Source organism: Chromobacterium sp. Beijing (assembly GCF_021496765.1).
Classification (GTDB): Bacteria; Pseudomonadota; Gammaproteobacteria; order Burkholderiales; family Chromobacteriaceae; genus Chromobacterium.
In genome coordinates, this window is sequence record NZ_CP053750.1 from 3,325,148 (window position 1) to 3,337,884 (window position 12,737).

Here is a 12,737-nt window from a genome sequence, read left to right on the forward strand (position 1 = left end):
CGGCGCCGGCCGCCTCACTCCGCGCCGCCGCCCTGCAGCCGCTCCGCCAGCGGCGACAGCAGGGTTTCCGCCAGTTGCGCGAACAGAGGATCGTCCAGAGGCTGTTGATTGCGGAAGGCCAGCGCGATCGCCGCCTCGTCCTTTTGCGCCATGCCGCCTTCGCGGACAAAGCCGGGGTCCCATTTTTCCAGCGCTTTCCGCATCGCCTTGTCGCGCCGCTCCGGCTCCGCTGCCAAAGCTTCGGCATACGCCCAGCTGGTGCGGCCGAACCAGGGCAAGGCTTGGTCCTGGCCCTGACGCCAGCGCGCCAGCCACGGCTCCAGCAAGGCCAAGGCCTCCGGCTCGTCCTCCAGCAGCAGGCTGCCCGTGTCGTCGTAGCAGGCGGTGCGGCAGACCACGCCCGGCGGCCGCGCCGCGCACAGAATCAGATGGCTCAGCCACAGGGCCACGCGCTGGGCGGCGTTGATCTTGCCGACGACGAAATCCAGCTGGCCTTCGGGGCGCAGCCCAGTGAGCTCGCCCACCAGGGTGAGGCCGGCCGCATGCAGATGGACTGGCTGCGGCGGCAGAACGTCCCGGCTCAGCGCGGCCGGCAGCCGCGCCGCCAGCTTGACGCTGGAACGCGCCTCCTCCACCAGCCAGGCCCGGCCCAGCGCGGCCGGCGGCAGCAGGCCGGCGGCGGCGACGCGCTCGCGCACCGGCGCTTGCGGACGGCGATGCAACATGGCGTCCACCAACTGCCTGCGCACCGCCTGGCTGGCGTCGCCGTCCACGGCGAAAGGCTCGCGCACCGGCAGCTCCTCGTCGCCGCCGAACAGGCGGATGGCGAGCCGGTCCGCCAGCCAGGCGCGCACCGGATTGCGCCAGAAACGGATGAAGTCGTGCAGATTGACCACGCCGCTGAGCGCCGCCGGCGGCAAGGCTTCGGCGAACGGCCGCGGCGCGGCCTCCGGCTGCGACAGGGCGGCGGCGAAAGTGGGCTCGAAGCTGGCCAGCCGCGGGTCCGCGCCGTCGTAGGCGGCGGGCGAGAACGGCTGCAGCGGGTGGCGCACCGTCAGCGCCCGGCCAAGATCCTGGCCGCACATGGCGGAGAAGCAATCCAGCAATTCGGCGATCAGCGGCGAGGGCGGCAGGGTTTCGCCGCTGCGGGCGGACTGGCCCACATAGGACAGATAGAGCTTTTCCCGCGCGGAGAGAATGGCCTCCAGGAAGAGATAGCGGTCGTCGAAACGGCGCGAGCGGTCGCCGCGGCGCGGATGGCGCGCCACCAGGTCGAAGCTGACCGGGCGTTCGTCGCGCGGATAAGCGCCGTCGTTCATGCCGATCAGGCACAACACGCGGAAGGGAATGGAGCGCATCGGCACCATCGCGCAGAAGGTGACGCCGCCGGACAGAAAGCCCAGCGGCGAGGCCAGGGTCAGTTTGCGTTTGAGCCAATCCCGCACCGCCGGCAGGCCCACCTCTTGCTCGAAGCCGGCCAGCGCGGCGTCCTCCGCCAGTTCCGCCAACGCGGCGCGCAATACCTCCAGCGCTTTCTCGTCGTCGGCGTCCGCGTCGAACAGCCGCTCGCAAGCCTGTTGCAAGCGCTCCGCCCACAGGGCCGGAGCAGCCGGACGCGCCCACTCCTCCGCCACGCGCTCCAGTTCGCGATAGCAGGCGGAAAAGCGCCCCAGCGCTTCCGCCAACTGGCCCTGAGCGCTGCTGTGCGGCAGCAGGCCGGCGTACAGGCCGCTGTCGTCGCCGGCCAAGGCCGGCGGCAGCACCGCACCCAGCAACAGCCGGTCCAGGCCCCAACGCCAGGTGAACAGCGGGTCCGCCGGCAAACCCAGCGCCGCCTTGTGCGCGGCGTCCCGTCCCCAGCGGATGCCGGCCTCGCGCACCCATTGCTGCACAAAGGGCACGTCGGCGTCGTCCAGGCCGAAGCGGCGCAACAAGGCCGGCGCGTCCAACAAGGCCAGCACCTGATCGGCGGCGAAGCGGGAGTCGGCCAGGTCCAGCAAGGCCGCGTAGCTGGCCAGCAGCGGTTCTTCGCGCGCGATGCGGCGGTCGGCGATGCTGTAGGGAATGTCCGGCGCCGCGTCCTCCTGCGGACGAGCGCCGAACACCGCGTCGATATAAGGCGCGTAGCTATTGATGTCCGGGGTCAGCACGGCCACGTCGGCGGGATTGAGGCCGGGGTCCTCGCGGAACATCGTCAGCAAGCGGTCTTTCAATACTTCCAGTTCGCGCATCGGCCCGTGGGCGGCGTGGATCTGCACCGAATCGTCGTCCGCCGCCAGCGGACGCGGCGCGTCCTTGGGATCGTTCAATTGCAGGATGTCGCGCTGCAAGCGCGCCAGCAGCGCGTCGCCGCGGGGAATGTCGAATAGGGGCCGCGCGTCCAGCTCGCTGTCTTCGGCGATCAGTTCGAAGAAATCGCGGCCCTGCTTGCCCAGCGAGGCCAACAAGGGATGGCCCTCGGTGGCGAACAAATCCCCCTTCTGCTGCAGCTTGAGCTTGCGGCGGGCGTCGACGATGTCGCCCCAGTAAGCTTCGCAGGGATTGAGGGTGAACAGGCAGACGTCGGTAAGCTGGGACAGGCGCTTGACCAGGGCCAGATACATCGGCGCCAAGCTGGCGATGCCGAACAGCGTCACCCGCTCCGGCAGATGCTCGGCCCTGAGTTCGGCGAAGAACTCGTCCAGCATGCGCACGCGGTGGCGGCTGGGATCGCTGTCGGCCAGCCGCCGCCACAAGGCGGCCTGCCAGGCCTCGTCGTCGCCCAGGCCCAGCAACTGGCCGGCCTCCCAGGCGCGGATCCAATCCGGCCGGAACACCAGATATTGGTCGAAGATGTCGGCCACCTTGCCGGCCAGCTCGAAACAGGCGGCCTCGCCGCCCTCCAGATAGCGCGACAAAGCGAGAAAAGGCTCGCCCTCCAGCGTGGGCAGCAGCTCCATCAGCCGCCAGCACAGCACTTCCGGCGCGAACGAGGATTTGCGCGGCAGATCCGGCATCACCCGCTGCATCAGCCGCCAGGCGAAGGCGGCCGGCAGCACGAAGTCCAGATTGGCGGCCACGCCGTTGCTGCGGGCCAGGTCCAGCGTGATCCAGCGCCCCATGCCGCGGCTCTGCACGATCACGGTTTCCGGCGCGAACGAGTCGGACAGCGGCAGGCTCTGGCTCATGCCGCAAAACAGCTGACCCAATTGCTCCAAGCGGTTGGACTGGTAAAGAAGCAGCATGCGGGGATAGGCGGTAGGTGAAATCAGCCCAAGTGTAGCATCCGCGGCCCGGATCGGCCGCATACGCCGCGCGCGGCAGATTATGCCGCGAGGCGACGCTCAGACGGCGGCTTGCTTCTCGCCAAGATATTTACAAAGCATATTGATGCCAATCAATACCAATGTGAGTCCAATAACGCTAAAATATGACGTTTATTTAGCAAGGCGATGTCGTGAGCGCATCCGTCCGGCCGCAAGGCCATTCCGGCTTCACCCTGATCGAGATGATGGTGGTGGCCGCCATCGTCGGCATCCTGCTCTTGGTGGCGGTGCCGTCTTATCAGCGCCATGTGCAGGCGGCCAAGGCCAATACCGCCAAGAGCGATCTGATGGCCCTGAGCCTGGCGCTGGAAAACCACAAACTGCTGCACCTGGCCTATCCCGCCGCCAGCGCGGACAACGCCAGCGCCATCCGCGCCGCTTTGGGCAATAACAGCTGGCAGCCGGCGCAGCCTGAATTCAACTATCGCTACCAGCCGCAAGGCGGCAGCTTCCTGCTCACCGCCAGCGGCGTCAGCCCGCAGCTGTCCGGCTGCGTGCTGAAGCTCGACGGCGCGGATCAAAGCGCCAACACCAGCAGCGCCGACTGCCGGACCCAATGGTGACCCCGCCCCGCCGCCAGCGCGGCCTGACCCTGATGGAGCTGTGCGCGACGCTGGCGCTGATCGGCCTGTTGGCGCTGCTCAGCGTGCCGCTGGCGCAAGGCTGGAGCGACGCCCACAAACTGGCGCTGGGCCGCAGCCAACTGGCGCGGGCCTACGCCCAAACCCAGGCCGCGGCGCTGAGCAATCCGCTGGCGGCCGCGCCGGACCAGCCCGCCGCGGTGCTGATGTCCAGCGCTGAAGGCCAGCTGTGCGTCTTCGCCGGCGCGCCGGCCAGCGGCAGCCAGGGCGAGCGTTGCCACGGCGCGGCGCTGTGGCGCGCCGCCGCGCCGCGTCCGGTGAGCCTGGGAAAAAGCTGCCTGGCGACCCCGGCCGCGCAATGCCTGGCCCTGAACAACCAGGGCCAGCCGCTGGCGGCGCAGGCGGCCGGCGTCGCCTGCGGCACGCGGCCGGCCTACTGCATCCGCGGCGCGCAGCAGGAGCTCAGCGGTGATTTGTAAAACGCAAAGCGGTGTCAGCCTGCTGGAAAGCCTGATCGCCATGTTGCTGCTGATGCTGACCGGCCTCGGCATTGTTTTCGTCAACGCGCGCAGCCTGGGCAGTCAACAGCAGCTGCAACAGCACGCGCTGGCCCTGAGCAAGGCGCGGGAACAACTGCAACAGGGCGGCCTGCCCTGCGACAGCGCCAACGACTGGCCGCTGGCCAGCGGCGTCAGCGCCACCGCGCGGCTGAGCTGCAGTTCCGCGCCCGCGGTGACCCTGCGCGGACAGCCGCAGAACGGCGGCGCGGACATCAGCGCCAAGGCCGCGCTGAGCGGCCGAACCTTGCAGCTGCGGGACGCGGCCTCCTCCACCCTCAGTCTGAGCAATCATGAATAAGCGCGCCGCCGGCTTCAGTCTGCTGGAGCTCTTGATCGGCATGCTGCTGGCGCTGATCACCACGCTGGCGATGCTGACCCTGTACCGCCAGACCGCGCGCAGCGTGTTCGATCCGGACCAGGGCAGCGCCAAGCTGGCGCAACGGGACGGCCAATTGATGGCGGCGCTGCTCAGCGTGCAGCAGCAGGCGCAGGAAGCCGGTTTCGGCGCCGCCGGCGGCCGCGAACAAAACCTGCAACTGCTGTCGATAAGCGATTTGAGCGTCGACGCCGACGGCGCCGTCTCCGCGCTTAGCGCCGCGCCGGCGGCTTCCGGCGCCGCCAACGCGGCGGTCTGGCGTTACCGTCCGCAATTGGACGCCGGCGCTTACGCCTGCCGCGGCGTAGCCAGCGTGGACGGCGCCGGCCAGAGCAGCGTGTTGTACCAGTTGCAGGCGGACGACTGCGCGGCCATCGCCGACGCGCTGACCCAGCCCTCGCAATGGCGGGCGCGGACGCTGACCGGCCCGCTGCCACCGCGGCACAAGCTCGGCATGGCCTTGCGGCTGGAACAAGCCTGCTGGCCCTACGCCGTCGCCGCGGCGGCGAGCCAGACCTTTCCGCAGCTGCTGCTCAACTACGACAACACGCTGCAAGGCGAGAGCCGCAGCTTCGCCAGCTGTCTGACCAATCTGGCGGCCCCCGCATGAAGGCCCGTTCCCTCCCGCCGCGCCGGCAGCGCGGCGTCGCCGCGGTGCTGATGGTACTGCTCACCGGCATGGCCCTGACCGCGCTGGCGCTGGGCGGCATGCATCATCTGCGAGGCCAGCAGGAACTGACCCGCTCGCTGCGCGGCAATAGCGAGGCGCAATGGCGCGCCTGGACCGGCGCGGAACTGGCGCGGCAATACCTGTCGGCGCTGACACCGGCGCAAATCAAGGCGCTGGAGCTGGACGGCGCGGCGCTGAATCTGGAGCGCGCCAGCTTGCCGCCGGAAAGCCAGGCGCTGGCCGACGCCCTCCAGATCAAGCTGCTGCCGGCGCCGCGCGCCGCCGGCGCCGTGATAGAGGACGACAAGGTCGCCGCCTGGATCACCGCCCGCAGCGGCGACGCCACGGTGACGCTGGAGGTGGTCTACCAATTGAACGGCGCGCCGACGCCGCCGGCCGCCAACGCCGCGGCGCAAATCCGCGGCGGCCTGTCCACCAGCGGCAATATTGTGGTCACCGGCGCCAAGGACGCGCTCTTGCAAGTGGAAGGCGCGGTGGACACCAGCGGCAGCCTGAGCGGCGTCAGCGCGATCCAGGCCACCGGCGACATCCTGTTCCAGGGCAATCCGGCCCGCGGCGACGGCCAGGCCCCGCTCAGCCTGTGGAGCAACGGCGACATCCGCGTCAACAGCGGCCAGTTCCTGACGCTGAAAGCGCGCGGCAACATCGTCATGGGCAGCGGCAGCGACGTGGAGACCGCCGCCGCCAACGGCTCGGTCGGCAGCAGCGGCGAACGAGTGGGCCGGCTGTCCGCCATCGGCGACGTGACCCTGGCCGGCAACGTCGCCGTTTCCGCGCAATTGCTGAGCCAGGGCGATGTGCGCACCAGCAGCAGCAACCGGCTGAACGCCTTGCGCGCTCAGGGCCTGCTGGACAGTCGCGGCAACGCCAATATCGACGACGGCCTCATCGGCGGCGCCTTCACCCACAACGGCGCGCAGATCTTCGACGCCGCCGGCCAAGCGCGCCAGCCGCCGCCGAACACCGTGCGGGTGCGCCATCAGACCGGGCTGAAAGTGCCGCTGGAGCCGGTGCCGGAGTTCCGCCTGGGCGCGACCCGCGTCAACGCCAACGATTACCGCGACGCCGCCAACCTCATCGTCTACTGGGATGCGGCGGACCGTTCCGCCGACGCGCTGCAGCGCATCCGCGTCCGGCTGCAACATGTGGCCGGCGTGCCGGACGGCGCGGTCTACCGGCTGGGCCGGCAGCGGGCCGACGACTGGCAGCGCAACGATCTGTGCCCGGCCTTGCAGGCCGACGGCAGGCGCTGCGCCCCGGTGGCCGGCCAGCCGGCCTTGCGGCTGTGCGAGAGCGACGCGGAGAGCTGCTTGTCCGGCAGCACCGCGCAGCAATGGCTGCTGCGCCTCAAGCCGCCGCAAGGCATGCTGCCCGGCGTGGCGCTGTTCGAAGGCAATCTGTCGCTGTACGGCCGGCTGGACAACGCCATTCTCGCCACCGGCCACATTGAAACCAGCAGCAATGTGGAACTGTGGAGCCTGCGCCAGGCCGGCGCGGCGCGCGTGTGCCGCAGCCCGGACTTCCCGGACGTCTATCCGCTGAACCACTGCGCCGCGGACCGGAACTCGCTGCGCGAATCCCCGCTGCTCGGCATCGCCCTGCTGGCCGGCGGCTACGACGCCGCCCAGGCCTTCGGCGGCGGCAAGATCCGGCTGGGCGCCAGCAACCGCATCCACGGCGCGGTGCTGGCCGGCGACACCCTGGACACCGCCGGCAGCACCCATATCTTCGGCCCGGTCAGCGCGGGGCTGCAAAGCCGCCCGCCCGGCGCGCCGCCGCCCTCCCGGCCGCTGAACAGCCTGGGCGCGGAAACCGTGATCGACATCAGCGGTCAGAACGGATTGCCGGGCGAAGGCGGCGGCGGCACGCCGAACCCGCAAACGGGCGCGGCCCGGGTATTATGGGCGCGCTATCGTTAAGCGCCGTCTAAGAGCCTGTTTACGATCCGCCATGCCTTGCCAGAGCGTAAACCCGTTCTCACTCCTCAACTTTGGACGCCTATGTACCCTTATCTGATCGTCAAACACGCCCATATGGGCTTCGCCTATCTATCGATCCTGCTGTTCGCCGTGCGCGGCGGCCTGATGCTGGGCGGCAAGCAGCACATCCTGGCGCTGAAACCGGTGCGCATCCTGCCCCATGTCGTCGACACCCTGCTGCTGGGCTGTGCCATCGCCCTGGTGGTCATGGGCGGCTGGCCCATTCTGCAAAGCCCCTGGCTGCTGGCCAAGATCGTCGGCCTGGTGCTGTACGTGGCGCTGGGCACCATCGCGCTGCGCCGCGGCAAAACCCCGCAAACCCGCTTGATCGCCTTCCTCTGCGCGCTGGCGACGGTGTTCTACATTGTGCTGGTGGCCAAGACCAAGCTGGTCTTCCCTTTCTTCTAGGCCCTCCGCCTGCGCTTGACCCAGAACAAGGCCCCGCGACGCGGGGCTTGTTATCGTCGGCGGGTTTTGAACCGGACCGACCAAGATGGCTCTGCACACATTCCTGCCCGAGCTGGTCTGCCCCGCCGGCAGCCTGCCGGCGCTCAAGGCCGCGGTGGACAACGGCGCCGACACCGTTTACCTAGGCCTTAAAAACCAGACCAACGCCCGCAACTTCGCCGGGCTGAATTTCGACGACACCAGCGCGCGCGAAGGCATCGCCTACGCGCACCGCCACGGCCGCAAAGTGCTGATGGCGATCAACACCTTCGCCCAGGGCGGCGACTCCAGCCGCTGGCGCGCGGCGGTGGACCAGGGCGCGGCGCTGGGCGCCGACGCGCTGATCCTGGCCGACCTGGGCCTGATGGCCTACGCCGCCGAGCGCCATCCGCAGCTGCGCCTGCACATGTCGGTGCAAAGCTCGGCCACCAATTACGAAGCCATCAACCTGGCGCGCGACATGTTCGGCATCCGCCGCGCGGTGCTGCCGCGGGTGCTGACCCTGGACCAGGTGCGCCATGTGATCGAGCACACCGACGTCGAGATCGAAGTCTTCGGCTTCGGCAGCCTGTGCGTGATGGTGGAAGGCCGCTGCCAGCTGTCCAGCTACGCCACCGGCGAATCGCCCAACACCCACGGCGTGTGCTCGCCGGCCAAATTCGTGCGCTGGGAACCGGGCGAGCGAAGCATGAACGCCCGCCTCAACCACATCCTGATCGACAGCTACCGCGACGACGAACCCGCCGGCTACCCGACGCTGTGCAAGGGCCGCTTCCAGGTGCGCGACGAAACCTATTACGCGCTGGAAGAACCCACCAGCCTCAATGTGCTGGACATGCTGCCGCAAATCATCGCCAGCGGCGTGGCCGCGATCAAGGTGGAAGGCCGCCAGCGCAGCCCGGCCTACGTGGCCCAGGTGACGCGCGCGCTGCGCGAAGCGCTGGATGCCGCCGCCCGCGACGGCGCGCGCTTCCAGCCGCGTCCGGCCTGGCACCAGGCGCTGAACAAAGTGTCGGAAGGGCAACAGCAGACGCTGGGCGCCTACAACCGGCCGTGGAAATGAGCGCCGCCCCCGATGGAAAACCGCCAATGACAAGCCTTAATCTGCAATTGACGCTGGGCCCGGTGCTGTTCTTCTGGCCGCGCGACACCCTGCTGGACTTCTACGCCGCCGCCGCCGACTGGCCGCTGGACCGGATCTACCTGGGCGAGGTGGTGTGCTCCCGCCGCCAGCAAATGCGGCCGCAAGACTGGATTTCACTGGCGCGCGATCTGGCCGCCGCCGGCAAGCGCGTCACGCTCAGCTGCCAGGCGCTGCTGGAGAGCGAATCCGATCTGCGCCGCGCGCGCCAGTTGGCCGCCAACGGCGATATCGCGCTGGAAGCCAACGACCTGGGCGCGATCAAGCTGGCGCGGGAACACGGCCTGCCCTTCGTCGCCGGCCCGCATCTGAACATCTACAACGCCGACACCCTGAAGCTGATCCGCGACTGGGGCGCCGAACGCTGGGTGCCCCCGGTGGAAATGGACCGCGCCACGCTGGCCGAGCTCTTGGCGCGCTACGCCGAGATCGGCGCGCCCATCGCCACCGAGCTGTTCGCCTGGGGCAAGCTGCCCCTGGCCCTGTCCGCGCGCTGCTTCACCGCCCGTCATTACAATCTGAGCAAGGACGATTGCCAGTTCCGCTGCCTGGAACACCCGGACGGCCTCGCCATGCGCACCCAGGACCAGCAGGACTTCCTCACCCTCAACGGCATCCAGACCCTGTCCGCCGGCTGCCACAGCCTGCTGCCGCATTTGCGCGAGCTGGCCGCCATCGGCGTCGACGCCGTGCGCGTCAGTCCGCAGTCCCGCGCCACCGGCGATATCGTCGCCCTGTTCCGCCAAGCGCTGGACGGCGCCGACCCGGCGGCGCTGCAAGCCGCCAGCGGCCGGCACGCCGACGCCGAACTGGTGGACGGCTATTGGCGCGGCCAGGCCGGCAACCAAGCCATAGGAGCCCCCCATGCGCATTCCTGATCTCGCCCTGCCCGCCGCCGCCGCCGCGCTGCTGTCCCGGCTGCCCGCCGCGCCGCCGGCCTGGCTGCTGGTCGCCAGCCTCAATCAATTGGCGCGGCGCGGCGTGCTGCCGGCCGACATGGCGCTGCTGGCCGGCCGCCGCTTCGCCATCCGCGTGCTGGACGCCGGCCTGACCCTGCGCTTCCGCGCCGACGAACAAGGCTTCCACCGCGACCGGGACGACGGCGCCGCCGATTTGCAGCTCTCCGCCACGCTGGCCGACTTCGCCCGGATGATGCTGCGCGAGGAAGACCCGGACACGCTGTTTTTCCACCGCAAGCTGCTGATTGAAGGCGACACCGAGCTGGGGCTCATCGTCAAGAACCTGCTGGACAGCGTGGACTGGAGCGCCACGCCGCTGGCGCGCTTCATGGCCGTGTAATCCCCTGTTCAAGCTTTCGCGGCCAGGGACGAGGCAAGGCCGAAACCGCCGAGCAAGCGGGAGGCGCGGATGGCGCGCAAGCCTTTCCAAGGCGTTTTCAAGGCCCTTTTCCATCCATCCCGCCGGCGCGCGGCGGACTTTGACGCGCTTCTTGGAGCGCCTCGTCGGCGCTCGCCCCTTGTGGCTGAGCCAAGTTTGGGCTAATCCGAAAAGAATCAACGCAATCAAGCCGCCTCCCGGCGGCCTGCACTCATCGGAAACGGCCCAAGCCCCATGAAGCCACGCCTGTTCAGCCTGCGGCAGATCTTGTTCGACTTGGCCATCCTGCTCATGGCCAATCTGCTGCTGCTCTGGCTGGCCCAGCGCTACCAACTGCTGTCCGCGCTGGGGACGGGGCCCGGCGACGGCAATGCGCAAACCATGGCGCTGGCGTTGCTGCTATGCGTGAACCTGGCCGTGTCGCTGGCGCTGTTCGCCTACCGCCGGGCCCGCGAATCCCACGCCATGCTGCAAGAGCTCAACACCATCGCCGGCCAGGACGCGGTCACCGGCCTGGCCAACCGCCGCCAGGCCAACACCATACTGGAGCGCGAAACCGAGCGCTCTTACCGTACCCGGCGACCGTTTTCGGTGCTGCTGCTGGACATCGACCACTTCAAGGACGTCAACGACAACTACGGCCATCTGGCCGGCGACCAGGTGCTGGCCGCCTTTGGCCAGTTGCTGCAAAAACGCGCGCGCCAGCTGGACACGGTGGCGCGCTGGGGCGGCGACGAATTCCTGGTGATTTGCCCTGAGACCGAGCAAAGCGGCGCGCTGGCGCTGGCCGACGACATCCGCCAGCGGCTGGCTCAGACCGAGCTGCCGGCGGTGAAACGCCTGAGCGCCAGCATAGGCGTGGCCACCCAGACCGTGGACGATATGCCGGAAACCTTGCTGCACCGCGCCGACATGTATCTGTACGCGGCCAAGAACGCGGGCCGCAACCGGGCGGTGGGCGAAGCCGGCAGCGCCAGCCGCGAACGCCGCCTCGCCCCCGACGAATAACTCACAGCCCCAGACGGTCCCGGAGCCCGTACCACCACGCCCCCATGCTCAGCATCGGCACGCGGAGCGCGCGTCCGCCGGGGAAGGGATAGTGCGGCAGACCGGCGAATTGATCGAAGCGCCGACTGTCGCCGTGGATGGCCTCCGCCAGCAAGCGACCGGCCAAATGGGTATACGTGACGCCGTGGCCGCTGCAACCCTGAGAGTAATAGACATTGTCGCCGATGCGCCCGGCCTGCGGCAGCCGCGACAGGGTCAGCGAGAAATTGCCGGTCCAGCCGAACTCGATCTTGTAATCCGCCAACTGCGGAAAGGTTTTCAGCATCTTGGGACGGATCAGCCGCTCCACTTCGCCCGGATCGCGCGCGCCGTACACGGTGCCGCCGCCGTACAACAGCCGGTTGTCGGCGGTCAGCCGGTAATAATCCAGCAGGAAGTTGCAATCCTCGACACAGTGATCGCCCGGCAGCAAGCTCTTGGCCAGCGCCTCCGGCAAACGCTCGGTGGTCACCACCTGAGTGCCGCAGGGCAGGCTCTTCTCCGCCAGCGCCGGCAGCAACTCGCCCAGATAAGCGTTGCCGGCCACCACCAGGAAGCGGCAACTGACCTCGCCGCCGGCGGTCTCCACCCGCACCCGGCCGCCCGGATGAATCTTCAAGACCGCCGACTGCTCGAAAATCCGCCCGCCCAGCGACTCCAGCGCCGCCGCCTCGCCCAAGACCAGGTTAAGCGGATGGATATGCCCGCCCCAATTGTCCAGCAAGGCGCCGGCGTACTGGTCCGACGCCACGATGCCGCGCATGCCCTCTCGATCCACCAGTTGCAGGCCGGTATGGCCGTAGCGCTCCCACAGCCGCTTCTTGGCCGCCAGCTCGTCCAGCTGCTTCTGAGTGAAGGCGGCGAACACATTGCCGGTTTTCAGATCGCATTGAATGCCGTATTGCGCAATGCGCTCGCGGATGATGCGGCCGCCTTCGAAAGCCATCGCGCCCAGCGCCTCGGCCGCCGCCCTGCCGTGCCGCCGCTCGATCACGTCCATGTCGCGGCTATAGCTGTTGACGATCTGCCCGCCGTTGCGGCCCGACGCGCCCCAGCCCACCCGCGCCGCCTCCAGCACCGCCACCTGATAACCGCGCTCCGCCAGATGCAGCGCCGCGGACACCCCGGTATAGCCGGCGCCGATCACACAGACGTCCACCTGCTCCGCCCTTGCAAAGATGGACGCTCCGGCGACGGATGGGCGGATGCGGCGTAATAAGAGCTCGTGTGTTCCAGTCTGGCCGGCGCGTTCATGGCTGTCTCCTTGGCGAA

At 68.9% G+C, this 12,737-nt stretch carries 12 protein-coding genes; 10 read left to right on the top strand and 2 right to left on the bottom strand.

The window, feature by feature from the left end:
- Nucleotides 1-14: 14 nt before the first annotated feature.
- Nucleotides 15-3,224 (bottom strand): exodeoxyribonuclease V subunit gamma, encoded by a 3,210-nt coding sequence (gene recC, locus HQN78_RS15340; protein WP_235084743.1) that lies wholly within the window; start codon nt 3,222-3,224, stop codon nt 15-17.
- A 212-nt stretch (nt 3,225-3,436) separates the two neighbouring features.
- On the opposite strand from recC, the gene HQN78_RS15345 reads away from it, so the two are divergent.
- The 10 genes from HQN78_RS15345 to HQN78_RS15390 all read left to right on the top strand — a co-directional run bounded on the left by HQN78_RS15345 (nt 3,437) and on the right by HQN78_RS15390 (nt 11,426).
- The gene (locus tag HQN78_RS15345) at nt 3,437-3,868 is read left to right on the top strand and encodes a type IV pilin protein (protein WP_227106644.1); all 432 of its coding nucleotides are present in this window, start codon (nt 3,437-3,439) and stop codon (nt 3,866-3,868) included.
- Entirely contained in the window at nt 3,862-4,365 is a 504-nt protein-coding gene (locus HQN78_RS15350; RefSeq protein ID WP_235084746.1) for a prepilin-type N-terminal cleavage/methylation domain-containing protein, read from the top strand. Before HQN78_RS15345 ends, HQN78_RS15350 begins: the two co-directional genes overlap by 7 nt.
- On the top strand, nt 4,355-4,744 hold the full coding sequence (locus HQN78_RS15355; protein WP_227106640.1) for a hypothetical protein: 390 nt from the start codon (nt 4,355-4,357) through the stop codon (nt 4,742-4,744). Before HQN78_RS15350 ends, HQN78_RS15355 begins: the two co-directional genes overlap by 11 nt.
- Entirely contained in the window at nt 4,737-5,432 is a 696-nt protein-coding gene (locus HQN78_RS15360; RefSeq protein WP_235084748.1) for a hypothetical protein, read from the top strand. The genes HQN78_RS15355 and HQN78_RS15360 overlap by 8 nt, the downstream gene beginning before the upstream one ends.
- Nucleotides 5,429-7,432, top strand: coding sequence for a hypothetical protein (locus tag HQN78_RS15365; protein WP_235084751.1), 2,004 nt, complete (start codon nt 5,429-5,431; stop codon nt 7,430-7,432). The genes HQN78_RS15360 and HQN78_RS15365 overlap by 4 nt, the downstream gene beginning before the upstream one ends.
- Before the next feature lie 81 nt (nt 7,433-7,513).
- Nucleotides 7,514-7,900: a SirB2 family protein gene (locus tag HQN78_RS15370; RefSeq protein WP_107797977.1), complete on the top strand. Its 387-nt coding sequence runs from the start codon at nt 7,514-7,516 to the stop codon at nt 7,898-7,900.
- 85 nt (nt 7,901-7,985) lie between these two features.
- A complete protein-coding gene (locus HQN78_RS15375) occupies nt 7,986-9,002 on the top strand; it encodes a peptidase U32 family protein (protein WP_235084753.1) in 1,017 nt (338 codons plus the stop codon).
- Nucleotides 9,003-9,028: 26 nt separating this feature from the next.
- A complete protein-coding gene (locus HQN78_RS15380; RefSeq protein ID WP_107797975.1) occupies nt 9,029-9,958 on the top strand; it encodes a U32 family peptidase in 930 nt (309 codons plus the stop codon).
- Nucleotides 9,945-10,379: an SCP2 domain-containing protein gene (locus HQN78_RS15385; protein ID WP_227106632.1), complete on the top strand. Its 435-nt coding sequence runs from the start codon at nt 9,945-9,947 to the stop codon at nt 10,377-10,379. Before HQN78_RS15380 ends, HQN78_RS15385 begins: the two co-directional genes overlap by 14 nt.
- A 273-nt stretch (nt 10,380-10,652) precedes the next feature.
- Entirely contained in the window at nt 10,653-11,426 is a 774-nt protein-coding gene (locus tag HQN78_RS15390) for a GGDEF domain-containing protein (protein WP_107797973.1), read from the top strand.
- A gap of 1 nt (nt 11,427) precedes the next feature.
- Here HQN78_RS15390 and HQN78_RS15395 read toward each other — a convergent pair whose 3' ends face one another.
- Nucleotides 11,428-12,624, bottom strand: a complete 1,197-nt coding sequence (locus tag HQN78_RS15395) for an FAD-binding oxidoreductase (RefSeq protein ID WP_304502818.1) — start codon at nt 12,622-12,624, stop codon at nt 11,428-11,430.
- Nucleotides 12,625-12,737 lie beyond the last annotated feature (113 nt).